Source organism: Microvirga sp. BSC39 (genome assembly GCF_000739015.1).
Classification (GTDB): domain Bacteria; phylum Pseudomonadota; class Alphaproteobacteria; order Rhizobiales; family Beijerinckiaceae; genus Microvirga.
This window is the reverse complement of the sequence record NZ_JPUG01000005.1, coordinates 1-20452: the sequence shown is the minus strand read 5'-3', so window position 1 is coordinate 20452 and position 20452 is coordinate 1. Positions and strand designations below refer to the sequence as shown.

Sequence of the window (20452 nt, the reverse complement as noted above, 5' to 3'; positions counted from 1 at the left end):
AGCTCACCTGTAGCAAACGGCCTTCGCCGCCTGCACCACTTCGGCCACGTTCGGCAGCGCGAGCTTCTCGAGGTTGGCCGCGTACGGCATGGGCACGTCCTTGCCGGTCACGCGGGCCACGGGGGCGTCGAGGTAGTCGAACGCATTCTCCATGATGCGCATGGCGATTTCGGCGCCGATGCCCGATTGCGGGAAGCCCTCTTCCACCGTGACGCAGCGGCCCGTCTTCATGACCGAGGCGACGATGGTGTCGGTGTCCATCGGACGGAGCGTCCGAAGATCGATGACCTCCGCGTCGATGCCTTCCTTCTCCAGTTCCTGAGCCGCCTTGAGCGCATAGGTCATGCCGATGGAGAAGGACACGATGGTTACGTCCTTTCCCTCGCGATGAATGCGCGCCTTGCCGATCGGCACCGTGAAGTCGTCGAGCTTCGGCACCGGGAAGGACTGACCGTAGAGGATCTCGTTCTCCAGGAAGATGATCGGGTTCGGATCGCGGATGGCGCTCTTGAGAAGGCCCTTCGCGTCGGCGGCCGTGTAGGGAGAGACGACCTTGAGACCCGGCACGTTGGAGTACCATGCCGAGTAATCGTGGCTGTGCTGAGCGCCCACGCGGGCCGCAGCGCCGTTGGGGCCGCGGAACACGATGGGAGCGCCGAGCTGGCCGCCGGACATGTAGAGGGTCTTGGCCGCCGAGTTGATGATGTGGTCGATCGCCTGCATGGCGAAGTTGAAGGTCATGAACTCGACGATGGGACGAAGCCCGGTGAAAGCCGCGCCGACGCCGACGCCGGCAAAGCCGTGCTCGGTGATCGGGGTGTCGATGACGCGCTTGGCGCCGAATTCCTGCAGCAGGCCCTGCGTGACCTTGTAGGCGCCCTGGTATTCGGCCACCTCTTCGCCCATGACGAAAACGGAGCCGTCCTTGCGCATCTCCTCGGCCATGGCGTCGCGAAGCGCCTCGCGCACGGTCATGTTGACTAGCTCGGTGCCCTCAGGGATTTCCGCCATGGCATTATAGCTGCTGCGGTTCGTGATCACCGACGGAGCCGCCGGGGTCGAGAGATCCGTCTGCTGCGGACGCTCTGCCGGAGCCGGGCGGTCCGTCAGCCCTTCGGCCTGCATGTCGGGCGTCGGTGCGGGCTGGGCCTCCGGTGCCGAAGCGGCTGGAGCCTTTGCTGAAGAGGCGGCTGCCGATACGTCCTCACCCTCGCCCGCGAGGATCGCGATGGGGGTGTTCACGGCCACATTGTCGGTGCCGTCGGAGACCAGGATCTTGGCCAGGACGCCCTCGTCGATGGCCTCGACCTCCATGGTCGCCTTATCGGTCTCGATCTCGGCCAGCACGTCGCCGGGCTTGACCTGATCGCCCTCTTTTTTCAGCCACTTGGCCAGTTTGCCCTGCTCCATGGTGGGCGAGAGGGCAGGCATGAGAATATCGATCGCCATTAAAAGACCTGTTTCGATTGTCGCAGCGGCGAGATGTGGGGAGCGGCGCGAGCGCGCCGCCTAAGCTTCGATCAGATGATCGAAGCCATTTGTTTGATGGAGCATGGGCTGATCAGAAAACCGGTTCCCACTTTTCTGACCCATGCTCTAGAGAAGGATGTCCGTGTAGAGCTCGGACGGATCGGGCTCCGGATCATGCGTGGCGAACTCAGCCGCCTCGTTGACGATCTCGCGCACCCGGCTGTCGATGGCCTTCAGCTCGTCCTCGGACAGCTTCCAGCTCTCCAGGAGACGGCGGCGCACCTGCTCGATCGGGTCGTGCTCCTCGCGCATGCGGGTCACCTCGTCCTTCGTGCGGTACTTCGCCGGATCGGACATGGAGTGACCGCGGTAGCGGTAGGTCTGCATCTCGAGGATGTACGGCCCCTTGCCGGAACGGGCGTGCTCGATGGCGCGCTGGCCGGCGGCGTAGACCGCGCGGATGTCCATGCCGTCCACCTGCTCGCCCGGGATGCCGAAGGACACGCCGCGCTTGGAAAAGTCGGTCTGAGCCGAGGCGCGGCTCACCGACGTGCCCATAGCGTAGCGGTTGTTCTCGATCACGTAGACCACGGGCAGCTTCCAGAGCTGCGCCATGTTGAAGCTCTCGTAGACCTGGCCCTGATTGGCCGCGCCGTCGCCGAAATAGGTCAGGCAGACATTGCCGTTCTCACGGTAATGATTGGCGAAGGCGATGCCGGTGCCGAGCGACACCTGCGCGCCGACGATGCCGTGGCCGCCATAGAAATGCTTCTCCTTGGAGAACATGTGCATGGAGCCGCCCTTGCCTTTCGACAGTCCGCCGCGGCGTCCCGTCAACTCGGCCATGACGCCCTTCGCGTCCATGCCGCAGGCCAGCATGTGACCGTGATCCCGATAGCCGGTGATCACCTGGTCGCCCTCTTTCGTCGCCATCTGCATGCCGACGACGACAGCTTCCTGGCCGATATAAAGATGGCAGAAACCGCCGATCAGGCCCATGCCGTACATCTGGCCGGACTTCTCCTCGAAGCGCCGGATCAGAAGCATCTCGTTATAGGCGGACAGGTCCTGGTTCTTGTCGAATTGTGGGGAATTGAACGCGGCTCCGCGTGTGGAGCCTTTTGTGGAAGTGGTCTTGTTAGCCGCGCCTGCACCAGCACGGCCCGCCTTGCGGGCAGCAACAGCCATCGGGTCCTCCGAAGGGTTTCCTCGACGAAAGTTGTAGCGCAGACGGAAGGGGAAATCGAGTGGGCTAAAAGCCGTTTTGCATTGCACAATGAAACGCGCAAGCTATTGAGCAATACAAGGAATTTAAAATTAACTTAATTTCAGTTAAGCAGAACTTTCGGGCTATGCTTAATCATGGGCCTGTGATGATGACGAGATCGTTCTTATGCACACGTCCTAACATTACGCGTGCTCGTTCTTCGAGGAGATCCCGGTCGATCTGATCGCTGCGCAGCAGGGCGATGCGGCGCTCCCAATCGGAACGCTGAGTTTTCAAACCCGTCAGCTCGCTGGAAAGTTCAGCCACCTGAGCTTCATATTTCTGGCGGGCCTCGATGCCGCGCGCACCGCTATGGGCGTGGTGCACGAAGTAACCGGCCACAGCCGCTGAAATGCTATAAAGCACCAGCGGGATGAGGAATCGTCGTGCGCGTCTGCGGATTACCATGGGACTGAGTCTTACAGCATCATGGTTAAGGAGGTGTTAGAGGTTGCACACTCGTTATCCCACCGACCGTCGCCGTCATCCCCGGACTTGTTCCGGGGATCCACGTCTTCAACCCGGCCCAAGACGTAGATGGCCGGGACGAGCCCGGCCATGACGGGCGAGAATAGCGAAGAAAAAGCCGCCCTAAGGCGGCTTCATCGACTTACCGTTACAACGCGAAATCAGGCCAGCGCCTTGAGCGCCGCACGTCCTGCGTACTGCGCCTGGGAGCCCAGCTCCTCCTCGATGCGGATGAGCTGGTTGTACTTCGCCAGTCTGTCCGATCGGGCCAGCGAGCCGGTCTTGATCTGTCCGCAATTCGTGGCCACCGCAAGGTCCGCGATGGTGGAATCCTCCGTCTCGCCGGAGCGGTGGGACATGACGGCGGTGTAGCCGGCGCGGTGGGCCATGTCGACGGCCGCCAGGGTCTCGGTGAGCGAGCCGATCTGATTCACCTTCACCAGGAGCGAGTTGGCAACGCCCTGCTTGATGCCCTGCGAGAGGCGGTTCACGTTGGTGACGAAGAGATCGTCGCCCACGAGCTGGCACTTGTTGCCGATCAGGTCGGTCACGGCCTTCCAGCCCTCCCAATCGTCCTCGGACATGCCGTCCTCGATGGTGGCGATGGGATAGGCGGAGACGAGCTTCGCGAGGTATTCGGCCTGCTGCTGCGGGGAGAGCTTCTGGCCGGTGCCTTCATAATGGTAGGCGCCGCTCTTGAAGAACTCGGTGGCGGCGCAGTCGAGGCCGATCACCATGTCGGTGCCCGGCTTGTAGCCGGCCTGCTCAATGGACTTCATGATGAAGTCGAGGGCGGCTTCCGCGGAGGGCAGGTTCGGGGCGAAGCCGCCCTCGTCGCCCACATTGGTGTTGTGCCCGGCATCCTTCAGGGCCCTCTTGAGGGTGTGGAACACCTCGGCGCCCATGCGCACGGCCTCCGCCAGGGTCGGCGCGCCGACCGGCATGACCATGAATTCCTGGAAGTCGATGGGGTTGTCCGCATGCGCGCCGCCATTGATGATGTTCATCATCGGCACGGGAAGAACGCGAGCCTGCGTACCGCCCACGTAACGGTAAAGGGGCAAGGTCGAAGCTTCCGCTGCAGCCTTGGCGACCGCCAGCGAGACGCCCAGGATGGCATTGGCGCCGAGGCGGGCCTTGTTCGGGGTGCCGTCGAGCTCGATCATCGTCTCGTCGATGGCGACCTGCTCTTCGGCGTCCATGCCGCCGATGGCGTCCAGGATTTCATTGTTGACCGCATCGATGGCCTTGAGCACGCCTTTGCCGAGATAGACCTTCTTGTCGCCGTCGCGCAGCTCCACCGCCTCATGAGCACCGGTCGAGGCACCTGAGGGCACGGCGGCGCGGCCCATGGAGCCGTCTTCCAGGGTGACATCCACCTCGACGGTGGGGTTGCCTCGGCTGTCGAGGATCTGGCGGGCGAAAACGTCGATGATCGCTGTCATAAAGCAGGCTCCTGCTGGCTGAAGTGCGGCCGGCGCATCCCGGGGAGCGGGTGCGGCCTCAAGTCATGGGTTGGCTTATTGACCGAAATGAGCAGACGGGCAAGGACGGCAAGAGCCCTCAAGTCATTGATCCAAGGTGAAATAGCGTGACAGACAATACCCTTCAGCTCGGGCAGTCGAGCGCCCTCCCCGATTCCGCCGAAGCGGCACAGCTCGACCGGGTGCCCAACCCGCACCCCGATACCGACTACCTGGCGCGGTTCACCGTGCCGGAATTCACCTCGCTCTGCCCGGTGACGGGCCAGCCGGACTTCGCGATTATCGTAATCGACTACGCGCCAGGCCCCTGGCTGGTCGAGTCCAAGTCGCTGAAGCTCTACATGCACAGCTTCCGCAACCATGGCGCCTTCCATGAGGATTGCACCGTGGCCATCGGCAAGCGCCTCGCCGACCTGCTCGAGCCCCGGTATCTGCGCATCGGCGGCTACTGGTATCCGCGCGGCGGCATTCCCATCGACGTGTTCTGGCAGACCGGGGAGTTGCCGAAGAACCTCTGGCTGCCCGACCAGGGCGTGGCCCCTTATCGGGCCCGCTGAGCGGCCGGCCGCGTCAGGACGAAGGAGGCGGTGAAGCCAACGCCGAGGATGATCAGGGCGGCAACGGATGTCGTCCCGGTCAGCCCGATGGTGCGCAGGCCGAAGCCCATCAGCACGACGCCGAGCGCCTGACCGCAGAAGAACGAGAACGCATGAAGCGCCACGGCCGAGGCGCGGGCGCCCGGCGCCACCTCGGTCACCTGGGCCTGGAAGGTGTTGTGCAGCATGTAGAAGCCGAGCCCCAGGAAGAGCATGGCGGCGGCGTCGAGCTTCCAGTCTCCGCCCAGTCCAAGCAGGGCCAGAGCGACGCCTGCGGAAAAACCGCCGCCCACGAGAATGCGCCCGATGCCGAGCCGCTTCAGCATCCAGCCTATGAGCACGGAAAACACGAGTCCGCCAATGGCGAATCCGCCAAGGGCAAAGCCCGCCTCAGCAGCCCCGCCCCCGCCCCGCTCTTCGAGCAGCGGCGCCACATAGGGGAAGATGCCGAAGATGGCGATGGCCTCAATGAAAACTAGGCTAAACAGGGTGAGCGCGCGCGGGTTGGAGAGGATACCCCGGTAGCGCAGGAGTGCGCTCCTTAGATCGAACTGTCCGCCCGGTAGCGCCCCCCTGAAACCCGCGACAGTGGCGGCAAGGGCCAAAGCCACCATGAGGGTAGAGAGCGTGAAAACGCCGCGCCAGCCGATCAATTCGGCGAGGAGCCCAGCAAGGGACGACCCAGCCAGTTGGCCGATGATGACGGCGACCATGTAGCGGCTCAAGGCCACCTGTCGCTGCGCCAGCTCCACCCGGTCGCCGATCAGCGCCAGTGAAAGCGGAATGGATCCCCCGGCAGCAGCACCGGCGATGATGCGAAGGGTGAAGAGTGTCGAAGGATCGGGCGCGAAGATCGAGCAGGCCAGGGCTAGGAAGAGCACCGTAAGTGCCACCTTCATCACCCGCTCCTTGCCGAGGGCGTCACCGACCGGCCCCAGGATAGGCTGGATGAAGGCATAAGGCAGCGCGAAGGCGGCCGAGAGGAGCGCGATGGTCTGCGGCGTGGAGCTCAGGTCCCGTGCGATGACCCCAACCATCGGCTCGACGGCACGGCCGGAGAAGGTGCTGGCAAAGCCGCTGGTGGCGAGAATAAGGATCAGATTGCGGGGCGACATGAGTGCCTGGCGAAGGAACCGTGGAGAAAGCCTTTGCTTCCTATCACGCCTGCGCAGTTAGGCGAGCGGCAGGAACGCAGACCTGCCCTCGCCATGGCACATGGAACGGATCAGACCTCAAGCCTGCCGGTTCTTCGCCAGCGCGTCGAAGGCCTTGAGCTGGGCGAGCAGCGCCTCGAGTTCCTTGAGCGGCACCATGTTGGGGCCGTCGGACGGCGCCTTGTCCGGATCCTGGTGGGTCTCGATGAAGACACCGGCAACGCCCACCGCAACGGCTGCGCGGGAGAGAACCGGGACGTATTCCCGCTGACCGCCCGAGGTTGCACCCTTGCCGCCGGGCTGCTGCACGGAATGCGTGGCATCGAAGATCACCGGAGCGCCCGTCTCGGCCATGATCGGCAGGCTGCGCATGTCGGACACAAGGGTGTTGTAGCCAAAGGATGCGCCGCGCTCGGTGAGCATGACGTTCGGGTTGCCCGCCGCCTTCACCTTCTCGGCGGCATTCGCCATGTCCCACGGAGCCAAGAACTGGCCCTTCTTCACGTTGACCACCCGGCCGGTCTTGGCCGCGGCGATCAGGAGATCCGTCTGACGGCAGAGGAAGGCCGGAATCTGGAGAACATCGACAACCTCCGCAACGGCGGCGCATTGATCGTTCTCATGCACGTCGGTGAGCACAGGCAGACCATATCGCTCCTTGACCTCGGCGAAGATGGCGAGGGCCTTGTCGATCCCGATGCCGCGGGCGCTGGAAATCGAGGTCCGGTTCGCCTTGTCGAAGGAGGACTTGTAGACAAGCCCCAAGCCGAGCCTCCCGGCCATCTCACTGAGGGCAGCGGCCATTTCCAGCGCGTGGTCGCGGCTTTCCATGGCGCAGGGCCCGGCGATGATGCTCAGCGGCAGGTGGTTTCCGAAGCGGACGGAGCCGATCTGGACGGCGTTCTGGGGCTGTTTGGTATCGGTCATGGGCTGTCACTAGCCTTTTTGCTCCGAAAGGCAAAGCGGCGATGTGCCATAGGCGACCGAGCGCGGAGGTTGCACGGGGAGACAATGGCGATTCGACCCGGAAACACCGATTTTTACCCTCAGCATCACAATCGGTAACCTTCCCTTAGGTTAATTGGCTAAGAGTATTGAAGTCACTGCACTTACTTGAGAAAATTTACCCGATGGCGCTTGGGAGGCGCTTTGATGTCAGAACAAGGAAAGATGCAGGAACTCGTTGCGATCCGAACAGCCCTTGGCTTCACCCAGAGCAGGATGGCGCACGAGATCGACATGAACCTGCGGGATTATCAGGCCTTCGAGTGGGGCGAAGCCGAGATTCCGGATCTCTATCTCAGGGCCATCGAGCGGATCGCGATGCTTTACGCGGTCCGTCACAGGAACCCGATGCTGGTACCGCCCTCCATGCGGGCCGAAGTCCTGCAGTTCGCCCGACTCGTGGAGATGGAAGCCTGAGCAACAGGCCCTCCCCACGAGCGGTCTCGCTGAACCTTAGAACGTCATTGCGGCGGCGTTGATGATCCCGGCCGACAGCGATGAGGCGCCAAGGAACAGGGCCGCGGCCATTTCGCCGGCGGCGATGCGCTGCGAGAGGTTGGGCATGACGATCCGCACGAGCCAATAAACGACGATCTGCACAGACAGGGCAACAAGACCCCAGACCAGGCAATCGACGATGGTCTGCGCATGAACGATCGCGCTTGCAAGCGGCAGGGCGAATCCGACGAGGCTGAAGCCCAGTGCTGTCGCCGCGGAGATTACGTTCTCGCGGATCAGGGCGAACTCGTTGTGCATGGTCGCAAGCGTGTAGATGGCGAGATAAAGCCCCACCAGAGCGACGGCGAGCACGAAGAAGATCAGGAAATCGGGCAAGCCCGCGAGAGAATTAGCCACGGGTTTAAGTTCCCCACCGGTTGGTTACCTTTCAACCGATTAAGGGAACATGGTTAACATTACGTTGGCTCGAACGCGATTGCGACGCCGGAGGCGGCACTGGCCGGAACGATGAGCCTGCTGCCGATGTGCTGATACGGAATCTCCGCCGCGTCGAGCCATCTCGCCTGCCGCTGAATGTCCTCGACCCGGATGGCGAAGGCCACGAAGGACGGCTGATCGAGCTCGGCCTCAATTGAACCGTATATGTCCGCGGCATCGTCGGGCGTCAGCACGTCGATGTGGCTCCCGTCCAGGCGGAATGACAGATCGTCCCCATCCGGGCTTCCGGGCTGCACGCCCGTAAATGCATTGAGAAAACCACGAAGCTGCTCCGGCTCGGGAGCCGCCAGGGTGACGGACGAGATCCGGGTCGCCTGATTGTCGTGGCGCTGGAACTCCGGGTTCCAGAAATTTTCAGGATAGTGCTGCTGACAGACGAAGAAGCCTGCCTTGGGAGAGCGTTCCGCCGATGTGAAAGCCAACGTGAAGGCGACCCTGGTCTCGCTGCCGTCCGGCCGGCGTCCGGCACGCTCGAAGTGGAAGGGTTCGAAGGAGCCGATCCCATTCTCTGAGAAAAGAGCAGCATCGGCCTTGGCGTCCTGACTGTCGAGGACCAGCATGGCCAGGCCCTCGCGGGCCTGCAGGTAATCCTGCACGAAGGCGCCGAAGCTGAAGGCGCTCGCCCGGTGGGGCGCGATGGCGGCGCCTTCGCCTACGGTAATCAGCTCGATGAAGGAGCCGGGGAACTGAATGATCCGGTTCGCGGTGCCCCAGGGGTGCCGGTTGCGGGAACCGACCTGAAATCCCAGGCGCTGATAGAAAAGTCCGGCTTGATCAAGGTCCTGGACGGCAACAACGAGGTGGTCGATCCGGCGGGTCATCATGCTCTTTCCTGCTGGTCGCGCCCGTGAGACGTTCGGGCGCGACGGTTCAGGTTAACATCAAACCAGCCGGCTTTGCTCCACGGCCGCGTGGATGAAGCTCTTGAAGAGCGGGTGCGGCTCGAACGGGCGCGACTTCAGCTCGGGGTGGTACTGCACGCCGATGAACCAGGGATGGTCCTCGTACTCGACGATCTCGGGCAGGATTCCGTCCGGCGAGACGCCCGAGAAGCGCAGCCCCTTCGTCTCGAGCTGGTCGCGATAGGACATGTTCACTTCGTAGCGGTGCCGGTGGCGCTCGGAGATTTCCGTGCCGCCATAGATCTCCGCCACCTTGCTGCCCGGCTTGAGAGAGGCCTGATAGGCGCCGAGCCGCATGGTGCCGCCCAGATCGCCGCTGGCCGTGCGCTTTTCGAGCTCGTTGCCGCGCAGCCACTCGGTCATGAGGCCGACGACCGGCTGGGCGGTGGGGCCGAACTCCGTGGAGCTGGCGTCCTGGATGCCCGCCAGAGAGCGGGCCGCCTCGATGACGGCCATCTGCATCCCGAAGCAGATGCCGAAATACGGCACCTTGCGCTCGCGGGCGAAGCGGGCCGCCCGGATCTTGCCCTCGGCGCCGCGCTGTCCGAAGCCGCCGGGCACCATGATGCCGTGGATGCCCTCAAGGAAGGGGGCTGGATCTTCGCTCTCGAAGACCTCGCTCTCGATCCACTCGAGATTCACCTTCACCTGGTTGGCGATTCCGCCATGGTGAAGCGCCTCGATCAGCGACTTGTAGGCATCCTTAAGGCCGGTGTACTTGCCCACGACCGCAATGGTGACCTCGCCCTCCGGATTGTGGACGCGCTCGGAGATGGTGGTCCACCGGGACAGGTTCGGGGTCTTGGCCGTGTCGAGACCGAAAGCCGCCAGAACCTCGCTGTCGAGCCCCGCCTCGTGATAGGCCAAGGGCACGTCGTAGATGGAACGGGCGTCCCGCGCCTCGATGACGGCGGTCTCGCGCACGTTGCAGAACAGGGCGAGCTTGCGGCGCTCGTCCTTCGGAATCTCGCGGTCGGTGCGGCACAGGAGGATGTCGGGCTGGATGCCGATGGAGCGCAGCTCCGCCACCGAGTGCTGGGTCGGCTTGGTCTTCAGCTCGCCGGCGGACGGGATGAAAGGCAGCAGGGTCAGGTGGACATAGATCGCCTGGCCTCGCGGCAGATCGTTGCCGAGCTGGCGGATGGCCTCGAAGAACGGCAGACCCTCGATATCGCCCACCGTGCCGCCGATCTCGACGAGCACGAAGTCGAAGCCTTCGTTGCCGGTGAGCACGAAGTCCTTGATAGCGTTGGTGACGTGCGGAATGACCTGGATGGTCGCGCCGAGATAATCGCCGCGGCGCTCCTTGGTGATGATGTCGAGGTAGATGCGCCCGGTCGTGATGTTGTCGGCCTTCGTGGCCGGCACGCCGGTGAATCGCTCGTAATGGCCGAGATCCAGGTCGGTCTCAGCGCCGTCGTCGGTCACGAAGACCTCGCCGTGCTGGTAGGGACTCATCGTCCCCGGATCGACGTTGAGATATGGGTCGAGCTTGCGAAGCCGGACCTTGTAACCGCGTGCTTGGAGAAGCGCTCCCAGAGCCGCCGAAGCCAGCCCTTTGCCGAGCGAAGACACCACGCCGCCGGTGATGAATACGTACCGCGTCATGGACCCCTATCCATAAACATCAGGCGCCGATTCGCAATCGCGAACCGGACCACCTGAAAGCCATCCACAAAAAGAGAGGGCCGGAAGCACCGGCCCTGGGTTCGTTTACTGCTGAGGCGCTGCGGGCGCCGGCGCCGGAGCGCCCGGTGCCGCCGGCTGATCGCCCTGGAGACGCTGCAATTGCTCGAGCACGTTGCCGCCGCCCTGCCCGGCCGGAGCCTGCTGGCCCGGAGCCGCCGGCGCGGCGCCGTCGAGAATCGAGCGCGGAGCCCGAGTCGAGGTCGCCATGACGGTGAGCGCAATGCTCGTCACGAAGAACAAGCCTGCCAGAATCGCCGTCGCACGGGTGAGCGCATTGGCCTGGCCGCGGCCGGTCATGAAACCAGACACACCGCCGCCACCGCCGCCACCGCCGAGACCCATGCCGCCGCCCTCGGAGCGCTGCAGGAGAACCACGCCGATCAGGGCGAGCACGATGATCAGGTGGATGATGATGAGAACTGTTTGCATCGTTTTCAAAAACCTCAAGCGGCTGCGCACAGGGCGACAGCCGCTCGCAATCCGTTCGTTGCGGCGGCCTGTAGCATAGGTGGGCTCAGGATCAAAGGCCCGCAACCCGCCTTTTCGCACTTACCCCAGATAAGCCCCTGCAATGCCCAGGAAATCGGCCGCCACGAGGCTGGCCCCGCCGACCAGGGCGCCGTTGACGTTCTCCACCGCCATCAGCTCGGCAGCATTGGAGGGCTTCACGGAGCCGCCATAAAGGATGCGGACCCTGGGCGCATCCGCTTTGCCCACGAGTCGGCGCAGCTCGTCACGGACGGCGGCATGGACCTCTGCCACGTCGGCAGCCGTCGGTGTCAGGCCCGTGCCGATGGCCCAGACGGGCTCGTAAGCGACGACAAGGTTCTGGCTGTTCGAATCGACCGGGATCGAGCCGCGCAACTGCTTCTTGACCACCGCGAGGGCTTTGCCGGCCTCGCGCTCTTCCCGGGTTTCACCGACGCAAACAATGGCCGTGAGGCCGGCCCGGTGTGCCGCCACTGCCTTGGCGCAGACATCCTGGTCCTTTTCTCTGTGATACTGGCGGCGCTCCGAATGACCGACGATCACGTAAGTCGCACCGGCATCGGCCAGCATCTCGGCCGACAGATCTCCGGTGAAGGCGCCCGATTCCTTGGCATGGCAATCCTGCCCGCCGATCGCGACCCGGGAGCCGACCGAGAGCTGCGCGCAATGACCGATCAGGGTGGCGGGCGGGCAGACTGCCAGCTCGACCTTGGCCTTGAGGCCCGGTGTATAGCCCGCGTGGATCTCCTCCAGCACTCTGGCCGAGGTCCTCAACCCGTTCATCTTCCAGTTGCCCGCAACCAGCGGGCGCGGCCTATCGACGCTCATGTAAGGCACTCCTGTCGCGCTTGATAACTTGGCACTAGCAGAGGCTTAGACCCTCTTTCAACCAGACTTGCCCTTTTCGTGGAGCCCCTGATCGTTTATCGGCAGGATTAACGAGTTTTTGGGAAACGGGTTCACGATGCTTCGGAACATGCGCAAGGCTGGGCAGACAATCGTCGGCAAAGTCATCGCCACCATCTTTTTCGGCGCTCTCATCCTCAGCTTCGCCATCTGGGGCATCGGCGACATCTTCCGTGCAACGCCCGCTTCCACGGTGGCCGAGGTCGGCAACACTACCATCACGGTCGACCAGACGCGCAATGCCTATACCAACGAACTGCAGCGGCTCGGACGCCAGTTCCGGACGGTCATCAGCCCCGAGCAGGCCCGTGCCTTCGGCCTCGACCAGCAGGTGATCAACAACCTTGTGACCGATGCCGTGCTGGCCGAGAAGGCCAGGGACATGGGGCTGTCGGTCTCCGACCAGCTCGTGGCCGCCTCGATCGTCAACAATCCTGCCTTCAAGGGGGCGGACGGCCAGTTCAACCGGGCCCTCTTCGATCAGGCGCTTCGCAACATCAATCTCTCGGAAGCCGGCTTCGTGCAGGAGCAGCGCTCCGCCATGGCGCGCCTCCACCTCGCCGAGGCCATCGCCGGGGATATCAATGTGCCCTTGGCCGCCAAGGAGGCTCTGCATCGCTACGCCAGCGAGCGCCGCGCGAGCGCCTACCTTCTCCTGACGGCCGCGATGGCGGGCGATATCCCGGCTCCCACGGCTGAACAGCTCCAGAGCTTTTTCAACGAGCGCAAAAGCACGTTCCGGGCTCCTGAGTACCGCGCCGTGACGGCGATGGCCCTCGATGCCGCCGCCCTGGCCAAGCCCGATGCTGTGTCGGAGGCGGATGCCCGCGCACGCTACGAGCAGCAGAAGGCGAAATACGGCAGCCCCGAGCGTCGGACGATCCAGCAGATCACCTTCCCATCACAGGGCGAAGCCGAGGCCGCCGCCACCAAGATCAAGGAAGGCGCAACTTTCGAGTCCATCGCGGCGGAACGCAACGTCTCCCCACAGGATCTGGAACTCGGCACTTTCACCAAGGCCGAGATGCTCGATCAGGCTGTGGCGGACGCCGCCTTCAGCCTGGAGCAGGGTGCGGCAAGCGCTCCGGTCGCGGGCCGCTTCGGCCCCGTGCTCCTGAGGGTGACGCAGATCCAGCCCGAAGCCGTGCGGCCGTTCGAAGAGGTCGCCGCGGAACTCCGGCAGGAGGTCGCAACGGAGCGGGCCCAGGGGCAGATCGAGCGGATCCATGACCAGATCGAGGATCTGCGCGCCGGCGCCAAGCCTCTGACGGACATTGCCAAGGAGAAGGGCCTGACCCTGGTTCAAGCTCCGGCGGTCGACGCCAACGGCCTCGACAAGGCCGGCAACCCGGTCGACATTCCTGCGAAGGATGCCGTCGTGAAGGCAGCCTTCGCGTCGGACATCGGCGTCGATAACGAGGCCCTGGGCACAGGCACCGGCTATGTCTGGTATGACGTGACCGGCATCGAGGCCTCTCGCGAGAAGGCCCTCGACGAAGTCCGCGATCAGGTCGCGGCCCAATGGCGCGAGGACCAGATCGCCCAGCGTCTAACCGAGAGAGCACGCGGGCTGACGGAGCGCCTGGAGAAGGGCGAGGCCATCGAGGCCGTGGCCCAGGAGGCCGGCACGACGGTGAAAACCGCCACTGACCTTGCCCGAAATGCCGCCAAGGACGATCTGACCGCCGAGGCGGTGAACCGCATCTTCGCCGTTCCTGTCGGCAAGGCGGGCCATGCAGCCAACGGACCGGATGCACGGGCCGTGTTCAAGGTCACCTCCGCCACGGTGCCGCCCCTGGTCACCTCCACCCAGCAGGCACAGAACACCGAGAACCAGCTTCGCACCGCTACCAGCGACGACCTGATCAACCAGTACATCGCCCAGGTCCGGCAGGATCTCGGCGTCACCATCAACCAGCAGGCGTTGCGTCAGGCCACGGGCGGCGAACTGTAAGTCATGACGCTCACGCCCGACTTTGACACGTTCGCCGCGGCCTATGAAGCCGGCGAGGCGGGCGTCCTGCGCGCTACCCTTGTGGGCGATCTGCTGACCCCGGTCGCAGCCTTCCTGAAGCTGCGGCACGGGCGCAAGGGCTCGGCCTTCCTGCTGGAATCGGTCGAAGGCGGCGCAACCCGCGGCCGCTTTTCCATGATCGGGCTCGATCCGGATCTCGTCTGGCGCTGCCAGGACGGCGTCGCGTCCATCGACCGTCAGGCGCTGAGCCGGATGCAGGAGTTCCGGGTGGAGGAGCGTCCGCCTCTGGAAAGCCTGCGGGCTCTGATCAGGGAAAGCGCCCTGCCCCTCTCCGACGACCTGCCGCCCATGGCGGCCGGGCTCTTCGGCTATCTGGGCTACGACATGGTCCGGCTCATGGAGCGTCTTCCCGAGCCAAACCCGGATGTGCTGAAAGTGCCGGACGCCATCCTGATCCGCCCCACCGTGATGGTGGTGTTCGATGGGGTGCGGGACGAGATCTCGCTGATCACGCCTGTGCGCCCTCAGTCGGGCACCTCCGCGAAAGCCGCTTATGAAACGGCGCTGACGCGCCTCGACGAGGTGACGGCGGCGCTGGAGCGTCCGCTGCCTATGGACGACCGCACCGACCCGACGCACATTCCCTTCGAGCCGCCGGTTTCCAACACCACGCCGGAAGAATTCGAGGCCATGGTGGTCAGGGCGAAGGACTACATCCGCGCCGGCGACATCTTCCAGGTGGTGCTGTCCCAGCGATTCGAGTCGGCCTTCCCGCTCCCCGCCTTCGCGCTCTACCGTTCCTTGCGCCGGGTCAATCCGGCGCCGTTCCTGTGCTACCTGGATTTCGAGGATTTTCAGATCGTCTGCTCAAGCCCGGAGATCCTGGTGCGGGTCCGCGACGGCAAGGTCACGATCCGCCCTATCGCCGGCACCCGTCCGCGCGGAGCCACGGCCGCCGAGGATCAAGCCCATGCGGAGAGCCTGCTGGCCGACCAGAAGGAGCGCGCCGAGCACCTGATGCTGCTCGATCTCGGCCGCAACGATGTGGGTCGCGTTGCCGAGATGGGCTCCGTGCAGGTCACGGATTCCTTCTTCCTCGAATATTACAGCCAAGTGATGCACATCGTGTCGAACGTGGAAGGTCGCCTCGACCCGAGCTTCGACGCCCTCGATGCGCTCATCGCCGGCTTCCCGGCCGGCACGGTCTCCGGCGCGCCGAAGGTGCGCGCCATGCAGATCATCGACGAGCTGGAAAAGGACAAGCGCGGCCCCTATGCCGGCTGCATCGGCTATTTCGGCGCCAACGGCGAGATGGACACCTGCATCGTGCTTCGCACGGCCGTGGTGAAGGATGGCCGCATGGCCGTCCAGGCGGGCGCCGGCATCGTCTATGACTCCGATCCGGCCTCCGAGCAGCAGGAATGCATCAACAAGTCGAAAGCCTTGTTCCGGGCCGCCGAAGAAGCCGTGCGCTTCGCCAGCCAGGCGAGGGTCGGGCAATGAGCTCCGCCCAATGCGTCCCTTGACCGGGGGCGTCGCATACGCGAACGTCGGCGCGCCATGACCCGCGTTCTCGTCATCGACAATTACGACAGCTTCACCTGGAATCTGGTGCATCTGCTCGGTCCTCTCGCCACGTCCGTCGACGTGGTGCGCAACGACGCCATCACGGCCGACGAGGTGCTCAGCCATCGGCCGGATGCCATCGTGCTGTCTCCCGGGCCCTGCACTCCGAACGAGGCGGGGGTTTGCCTCGATCTCGTGACGCGCGCCTCGTCCGAGATCCCGACCTTCGGCGTGTGTTTGGGTCTTCAGACCATCGGACAGGTCTTCGGCGGCACCGTCTCGCGGGCACCGCTGCCGATGCACGGCAAGGTGTCGGAAGTGGAGCATAACGGGCAGGCGGTGTTCCGAGGCATCAACGGCCCCTTCAAGGCCACCCGCTATCACTCCCTTATCGTGGATCGGGAGACCTGCCCGGACGACCTCCTCGTCACGGCAGAGACGGCAGACGGCCTCGTGATGGGCCTGTCCCATCGCTCCTTGCCGGTCCACGGCGTGCAGTTCCACCCCGAGAGCATCCTGTCGGAGCATGGGGTGACGATCATGCGCAATTTCTTCGAACTCGCGGCGGATTGGAACGCCAAGCACCGCGCGACCGGCGGCACTGCCGCGCCAGCAGGACAGTGAACCGATGGAATCCTTTAAATCCTACCTCGCCAAGGTGGCCACCGGCGCGTCGCTGACGCGGGACGAGGCACGGGATGCCTTCGACGACCTGCTCTCCGGCGAGGTGACGCCGGCGCAAGGCGGCGCCTTCCTCATGGCCCTGAGGGTTCGGGGAGAAGCGCTCGATGAGATCATCGGCGCCGTGACCGCCATGCGCGGACGCATGCTGCGGGTCACTGCCCCCGAGAACGCCGTCGACATCGTCGGCACCGGTGGCGACCACAAGGGCAGCTATAACATCTCGACGCTGGCCTCGATCATCGTGGCCTCCTGCGGCGTTCCCGTTGCCAAGCACGGCAACCGGGCAGCCTCGTCCAAGTCGGGCACGGCAGACGTGCTCTCGGCGCTTGGCGTGAAGCTCGGGCTCGCCCCCGAAGGCCTTGAGCGTTGCCTGTCCGAGACCAAGCTCTGCTTCATGTTCGCGCAGACCCACCACGCCGCCATGCGCCACGTGGCGCCGACGCGCGTGGAGCTTGGCACGCGCACGATCTTCAATCTGCTTGGCCCTCTCGCCAACCCGGCCGGTGCCAAGCGCCAGCTTCTCGGTGTTTTCTCGGAGGCTTGGCTTGAGCCTCTCACCCAGGTTCTGAAGGAGCTCGGCTCACACAAGGTCTGGACCGTGCACGGCTCCGACGGGCTCGACGAGATGACCACCACGGGCCCGACCTTCGTGGTGGCGCTGGAGAACGGCGCGATCCGCCGCTTCACCGTCACGCCAGAGGAAGTCGGCCTGCCGACCGCATCCCTGGATGATCTGCGCGGCGGTGATCCGGAGCACAATGCATCCCAGCTCCGCGCTGTTCTCGATGGCGCCCGCACGCCTTATCGCGACGTCGCTCTGCTCAACGCCGCCGCCTCTCTTGTGGTGGCCGATGAGGCTGCCAACCTGCGCGATGGTCTTGAGCGCGCCTCGCGGGCTCTCGACAGTGGCGCCTCCAGGGCTACCCTCGAGCGCCTCGTCCAAATCTCCAACGGTTGAGCGGGCGAGCCATGAGCGACGTTCTCAGTCGGATTGAAGCCTATAAGCGCCGGGAGATCGCAGCCGCGAAGGCCGCCGTGCCCCAGGCCGAGATCGAGCGCCGGGCCCGTGAGGCCTCGCCGCCGCGCGGCTTTGCCAAGGCCATCGAGCGCCATCTTGCCGAGGGACGGCCTGCGCTGATCGCCGAGGTGAAGAAGGCAAGTCCTTCCAAGGGTCTGATCCGCGCCGATTTCGACCCGCCAAGCCTCGCCCGCGCCTATGCCGAGGGCGGCGCCACCTGCCTGTCCGTGCTCACCGACGAGCCCTCCTTCCAGGGCAAGCCCGAATACCTGGCCCAAGCGCGAGACGCTTCCGGCCTCCCGGCCCTTCGCAAGGACTTCCTGTTCGAGCCCTATCAGGTCTACGAGGCCCGCGCCTGGGGCGCCGACTGCATCCTCGTGATCATGGCGAGCGTCACCGACGATGAGGCCCGCACCCTGATCGGCACCGCCCATGATCTCGGCATGGATGTGCTGGTCGAGGTGCATGACCGGGCGGAGCTGGAGCGCGCCCTGCCCCTCGGCACGAAGCTGGTCGGCATCAACAACCGGAGCCTGCGCACCTTCGAGGTTTCGCTCGGGGCCAGCGAGGAACTGGCACCCCTGATCCCGTCCAACCGCATCGTCGTGGGCGAGAGCGGCATCTTCACGCTCCAGGATATCGAGCGCCTGACGAAGGTCGACATCCGCACCTATCTGGTGGGCGAGAGCCTGATGCGGCAGCCGGATGTAGCGGCCGCCACCCGCAGGCTCCTGTTCGGCGAGAAAGCCGCATGACGAAGCTCACGCATCTCGATGCGGCTGGCGAGGCCAACATGGTCGACGTCTCGGACAAGGACGTTACGAGCCGCACTGCAATCGCAGAGGGTTGCGTGATCATGCTGCCCGAGACGGTGGCCCTGATCCGCCAGGGCGATGCCAAGAAGGGCGACGTGCTGGGGACCGCGCGGCTTGCCGGTATCATGGCCTCCAAGCGCACGCACGAGCTCATTCCCCTCTGCCACCCTCTCCTGATTTCGAAAGTGAAGGTGGATTGCACTCTCGACGAGAGCCTTCCCGGCGTGCGGGTGAGCGCGGAGGTGAAGGTGTCTGGCCAGACCGGCGTCGAGATGGAGGCTCTGACGGCGGTCTCCGTTGCCTGCCTGACGATCTACGACATGGTGAAAGCCGCCGATAAGGGCATGCGAATCGGGAACATCCGCCTGCGCCGCAAGAGCGGCGGACGATCGGGAGATTACGAGGCGCCATGAGCCTGATTTCGGTCGAGGATGCCCTGTCGCGGGTATTGGCGAGTGTAGGCAAACCGCTCGAAACCGAGCATGTCCCCCTCGCCTCCTGCGCCGGGCGCACCCTCGCCGAGGATCTCAGCGCCCTGCGGGATCAGCCACCCTTCCCGGCCTCTGCCATGGACGGCTATGCGGTGCGTAGTGCCGATTGCGCCCAGGTTCCTGTAAACCTCCAGGTGATCGGCACGAGCGCCGCCGGAGCTCGCTTCACGGGAGCTGTCGGCCCGATGGAGGCCGTTCGGATTTTTACGGGCGCTCCCGTGCCGGACGGTGCCGACGCAGTGGTGCTGCAGGAGGATACGGAGCGCTCTGGAGACCAGGTGGTGGTGAAGGAGGCAGCCCAGCCCAGTCGCCATATCCGCCGGGTGGGTTTGGACTTCGGTGCCGGCGACATCCTTCTGCAGGCAGGTCTGCGCCTCGATTCCCGCCATATCGCCCTTGCGGCCGCGATGGGCTACGGAACGCTGCCCGTCCACCGCAAGCCCAAAGTTGCCATTCTTGCGACCGGCGACGAGCTGGTGCGGGCGGGCGAGCCCGTCGGCCCCGACCAGATCACCGCCTCGAGCCTCCCGGCCGCGATCATGATGGTGGAAAAGGCTGGGGCGGAGGCCATCGATCTCGGAATTGCTCGCGACAGTCTTCAGTCGCTCGAGGAGCACATCAGAGCAGCGCGGGACGCCCAGGCCGACATCCTTGTGACGCTTGGCGGAGCCTCGGTAGGCGAGCATGATCTCGTGCAGAAGGCCCTGAGCCGCCAGGGCATGGATCTCGGCTTCTGGCGTGTGGCCTTGCGACCTGGCAAGCCCCTGATGCACGGACGCCTGGGATCGACCTTGCTCCTGGGCCTCCCGGGCAATCCCGTGTCATCCCTCGTCTGCGCCGTTCTGTTCCTCGTACCAGCAATCCGTGCTCTGCTAGGCGACCAGCGAGCCGCGGAGGATCCGGCGGAGGACGCCATCCTGGGAGCGGATTTGCCGCCCAACAAGGAGCGGCAGGATTATATGCGTGCATCGCTTGCGCTTCGGGATGTGCCCTTGAGCCTCGCTCAAGGCCCGGTGCGGCTGATGCTGCCCGTTGCGACACCGCATCTGCTGCAGGATTCATCCATGCTGAGCATTCTGGAGCGATCCGACGCCCTGCTGGTCCGGCCGCCTCATGCACCGGCAGCTATGGCTGGGGAGCCGTGCCGCATTATCCGGCTTGGACGGCTCTGTTGAGTCTCCACCCCTAAGCGTCGATTTGGTGGATCTTGTGCCCTCGGAAGGCCTAGAGACTGTTATGGACCCGGCTTGAGGTCATTGCCGTTGGGGTGAGATGACCTCACCTCGCAAGCCTTACCCCTCCGATGTCTCCGATGAAGAATGGGCGCTGGTGGCGCCCTATCTGACGCTTTTGCCTGAAGAGGCAGGTCAGCGTGAACACTCCTTGCGTGAGGTGTTCAACGGCCTTCGCTACATCATCAAGACGGGAGCGCCCTGGCGCTGGATGCCCAACGACCTGCCGCCCTGGGCTGAGGTCTACCAGCAGACCCAGCGCTGGCTCAACGCCGGCTGCTGCG

At 64.6% G+C, this 20452-nt stretch carries 21 protein-coding genes; 10 read left to right on the top strand and 11 right to left on the bottom strand.

Annotated features, from left to right (window positions below):
- Positions 1 to 3 precede the first annotated feature (3 nt).
- From MA07_RS00605 to eno, 4 genes are all read right to left on the bottom strand, one after another.
- Positions 4 to 1449 carry a pyruvate dehydrogenase complex E1 component subunit beta gene (locus MA07_RS00605; protein WP_036345633.1) on the bottom strand — a complete coding sequence of 482 codons (1446 nt, stop codon included), beginning with the start codon at positions 1447 to 1449 and terminating at the stop codon, positions 4 to 6.
- Positions 1450 to 1596: 147 nt separating this feature from the next.
- Positions 1597 to 2658, bottom strand: a complete 1062-nt coding sequence (gene pdhA, locus MA07_RS00600) for a pyruvate dehydrogenase (acetyl-transferring) E1 component subunit alpha (protein ID WP_036345632.1) — start codon at positions 2656 to 2658, stop codon at positions 1597 to 1599.
- A 172-nt stretch (positions 2659 to 2830) separates the two neighbouring features.
- Positions 2831 to 3145: a septum formation initiator family protein gene (locus MA07_RS00595; protein ID WP_036345630.1), complete on the bottom strand. Its 315-nt coding sequence runs from the start codon at positions 3143 to 3145 to the stop codon at positions 2831 to 2833.
- Between the two features lie 221 nt (positions 3146 to 3366).
- Positions 3367 to 4650: a phosphopyruvate hydratase gene (gene eno, locus MA07_RS00590; RefSeq protein WP_036345629.1), complete on the bottom strand. Its 1284-nt coding sequence runs from the start codon at positions 4648 to 4650 to the stop codon at positions 3367 to 3369.
- A 146-nt stretch (positions 4651 to 4796) separates the two neighbouring features.
- Between eno and queF the strand changes: the two genes are divergently transcribed.
- Positions 4797 to 5246, top strand: a complete 450-nt coding sequence (gene queF / locus MA07_RS00585; RefSeq protein WP_036345627.1) for a preQ(1) synthase — start codon at positions 4797 to 4799, stop codon at positions 5244 to 5246.
- Here queF and MA07_RS00580 read toward each other — a convergent pair.
- Complete coding sequence (locus MA07_RS00580; RefSeq protein WP_036345626.1) at positions 5231 to 6400, bottom strand: MFS transporter; 1170 nt, start codon at positions 6398 to 6400, stop codon at positions 5231 to 5233. The genes queF and MA07_RS00580 overlap by 16 nt on opposite strands.
- A 117-nt stretch (positions 6401 to 6517) precedes the next feature.
- Positions 6518 to 7366 (bottom strand): 3-deoxy-8-phosphooctulonate synthase, encoded by an 849-nt coding sequence (gene kdsA / locus MA07_RS00575; RefSeq protein ID WP_036345625.1) that lies wholly within the window; start codon positions 7364 to 7366, stop codon positions 6518 to 6520.
- Positions 7367 to 7591: 225 nt separating this feature from the next.
- On the opposite strand from kdsA, the gene MA07_RS00570 reads away from it, so the two are divergent.
- Positions 7592 to 7861, top strand: a complete 270-nt coding sequence (locus tag MA07_RS00570) for a transcriptional regulator (RefSeq protein WP_081928686.1) — start codon at positions 7592 to 7594, stop codon at positions 7859 to 7861.
- A 36-nt stretch (positions 7862 to 7897) separates the two neighbouring features.
- Here MA07_RS00570 and MA07_RS00565 read toward each other — a convergent pair whose 3' ends face one another.
- The 5 genes from MA07_RS00565 to tpiA all read right to left on the bottom strand — a co-directional run bounded on the left by MA07_RS00565 (position 7898) and on the right by tpiA (position 12309).
- Positions 7898 to 8299 (bottom strand): DUF350 domain-containing protein, encoded by a 402-nt coding sequence (locus MA07_RS00565; protein WP_036345620.1) that lies wholly within the window; start codon positions 8297 to 8299, stop codon positions 7898 to 7900.
- A 59-nt stretch (positions 8300 to 8358) separates the two neighbouring features.
- Positions 8359 to 9225: a VOC family protein gene (locus MA07_RS00560; RefSeq protein ID WP_244445111.1), complete on the bottom strand. Its 867-nt coding sequence runs from the start codon at positions 9223 to 9225 to the stop codon at positions 8359 to 8361.
- Positions 9226 to 9282: 57 nt separating this feature from the next.
- Positions 9283 to 10911, bottom strand: a complete 1629-nt coding sequence (locus MA07_RS00555) for a CTP synthase (protein ID WP_036345618.1) — start codon at positions 10909 to 10911, stop codon at positions 9283 to 9285.
- Positions 10912 to 11016: 105 nt separating this feature from the next.
- A complete protein-coding gene (gene secG, locus MA07_RS00550) occupies positions 11017 to 11421 on the bottom strand; it encodes a preprotein translocase subunit SecG (RefSeq protein ID WP_036345616.1) in 405 nt (134 codons plus the stop codon).
- 120 nt (positions 11422 to 11541) lie between these two features.
- Positions 11542 to 12309 (bottom strand): triose-phosphate isomerase, encoded by a 768-nt coding sequence (gene tpiA / locus MA07_RS00545; RefSeq protein WP_036345614.1) that lies wholly within the window; start codon positions 12307 to 12309, stop codon positions 11542 to 11544.
- A 136-nt stretch (positions 12310 to 12445) separates the two neighbouring features.
- Between tpiA and MA07_RS00540 the strand changes: the two genes are divergently transcribed.
- The 8 genes from MA07_RS00540 to MA07_RS00505 form a co-directional block, all read left to right on the top strand.
- On the top strand, positions 12446 to 14341 hold the full coding sequence (locus tag MA07_RS00540; RefSeq protein WP_036345613.1) for a SurA N-terminal domain-containing protein: 1896 nt from the start codon (positions 12446 to 12448) through the stop codon (positions 14339 to 14341).
- Positions 14342 to 14344: 3 nt separating this feature from the next.
- The gene (gene trpE / locus MA07_RS00535) at positions 14345 to 15865 is read left to right on the top strand and encodes an anthranilate synthase component I (RefSeq protein WP_036345611.1); all 1521 of its coding nucleotides are present in this window, start codon (positions 14345 to 14347) and stop codon (positions 15863 to 15865) included.
- Between the two features lie 57 nt (positions 15866 to 15922).
- Positions 15923 to 16552, top strand: coding sequence for an aminodeoxychorismate/anthranilate synthase component II (locus tag MA07_RS00530; protein ID WP_036345609.1), 630 nt, complete (start codon positions 15923 to 15925; stop codon positions 16550 to 16552).
- 4 nt (positions 16553 to 16556) lie between these two features.
- Complete coding sequence (gene trpD / locus MA07_RS00525; RefSeq protein WP_036345607.1) at positions 16557 to 17570, top strand: anthranilate phosphoribosyltransferase; 1014 nt, start codon at positions 16557 to 16559, stop codon at positions 17568 to 17570.
- Positions 17571 to 17581: 11 nt separating this feature from the next.
- The gene (trpC, locus tag MA07_RS00520; RefSeq protein ID WP_036345605.1) at positions 17582 to 18385 is read left to right on the top strand and encodes an indole-3-glycerol phosphate synthase TrpC; all 804 of its coding nucleotides are present in this window, start codon (positions 17582 to 17584) and stop codon (positions 18383 to 18385) included.
- Positions 18382 to 18858 (top strand): cyclic pyranopterin monophosphate synthase MoaC, encoded by a 477-nt coding sequence (moaC, locus tag MA07_RS00515; protein ID WP_036345602.1) that lies wholly within the window; start codon positions 18382 to 18384, stop codon positions 18856 to 18858. The genes trpC and moaC overlap by 4 nt, the downstream gene beginning before the upstream one ends.
- Positions 18855 to 20111 (top strand): gephyrin-like molybdotransferase Glp, encoded by a 1257-nt coding sequence (gene glp / locus MA07_RS00510; protein ID WP_036345600.1) that lies wholly within the window; start codon positions 18855 to 18857, stop codon positions 20109 to 20111. Before moaC ends, glp begins: the two co-directional genes overlap by 4 nt.
- A gap of 97 nt (positions 20112 to 20208) precedes the next feature.
- Positions 20209 to 20452 (top strand): IS5 family transposase (locus tag MA07_RS00505; protein WP_036345597.1); only part of this gene is annotated, 244 nt, incomplete at its 3' end.

What these genes read in the sequence shown, in the direction of transcription:
- MA07_RS00595 (WP_036345630.1), bottom strand. Translation starts at nt 3,145, where the DNA reads ATGGTAATCCGCAGACGCGCACGACGATTCCTCATCCCGCTGGTGCTT.
- trpE (WP_036345611.1), top strand. Translation starts at nt 14,345, where the DNA reads ATGACGCTCACGCCCGACTTTGACACGTTCGCCGCGGCCTATGAAGCC.
- MA07_RS00580 (WP_036345626.1), bottom strand. Translation starts at nt 6,400, where the DNA reads ATGTCGCCCCGCAATCTGATCCTTATTCTCGCCACCAGCGGCTTTGCC.
- tpiA (WP_036345614.1), bottom strand. Translation starts at nt 12,309, where the DNA reads ATGAGCGTCGATAGGCCGCGCCCGCTGGTTGCGGGCAACTGGAAGATG.
- moaC (WP_036345602.1), top strand. Translation starts at nt 18,382, where the DNA reads ATGACGAAGCTCACGCATCTCGATGCGGCTGGCGAGGCCAACATGGTC.
- trpD (WP_036345607.1), top strand. Translation starts at nt 16,557, where the DNA reads ATGGAATCCTTTAAATCCTACCTCGCCAAGGTGGCCACCGGCGCGTCG.
- eno (WP_036345629.1), bottom strand. Translation starts at nt 4,650, where the DNA reads ATGACAGCGATCATCGACGTTTTCGCCCGCCAGATCCTCGACAGCCGA.
- glp (WP_036345600.1), top strand. Translation starts at nt 18,855, where the DNA reads ATGAGCCTGATTTCGGTCGAGGATGCCCTGTCGCGGGTATTGGCGAGT.
- trpC (WP_036345605.1), top strand. Translation starts at nt 17,582, where the DNA reads ATGAGCGACGTTCTCAGTCGGATTGAAGCCTATAAGCGCCGGGAGATC.
- MA07_RS00555 (WP_036345618.1), bottom strand. Translation starts at nt 10,911, where the DNA reads ATGACGCGGTACGTATTCATCACCGGCGGCGTGGTGTCTTCGCTCGGC.
- pdhA (WP_036345632.1), bottom strand. Translation starts at nt 2,658, where the DNA reads ATGGCTGTTGCTGCCCGCAAGGCGGGCCGTGCTGGTGCAGGCGCGGCT.
- kdsA (WP_036345625.1), bottom strand. Translation starts at nt 7,366, where the DNA reads ATGACCGATACCAAACAGCCCCAGAACGCCGTCCAGATCGGCTCCGTC.
- MA07_RS00605 (WP_036345633.1), bottom strand. Translation starts at nt 1,449, where the DNA reads ATGGCGATCGATATTCTCATGCCTGCCCTCTCGCCCACCATGGAGCAG.
- MA07_RS00560 (WP_244445111.1), bottom strand. Translation starts at nt 9,225, where the DNA reads ATGATGACCCGCCGGATCGACCACCTCGTTGTTGCCGTCCAGGACCTT.
- MA07_RS00570 (WP_081928686.1), top strand. Translation starts at nt 7,592, where the DNA reads ATGTCAGAACAAGGAAAGATGCAGGAACTCGTTGCGATCCGAACAGCC.
- secG (WP_036345616.1), bottom strand. Translation starts at nt 11,421, where the DNA reads ATGCAAACAGTTCTCATCATCATCCACCTGATCATCGTGCTCGCCCTG.
- MA07_RS00530 (WP_036345609.1), top strand. Translation starts at nt 15,923, where the DNA reads ATGACCCGCGTTCTCGTCATCGACAATTACGACAGCTTCACCTGGAAT.
- MA07_RS00540 (WP_036345613.1), top strand. Translation starts at nt 12,446, where the DNA reads ATGCTTCGGAACATGCGCAAGGCTGGGCAGACAATCGTCGGCAAAGTC.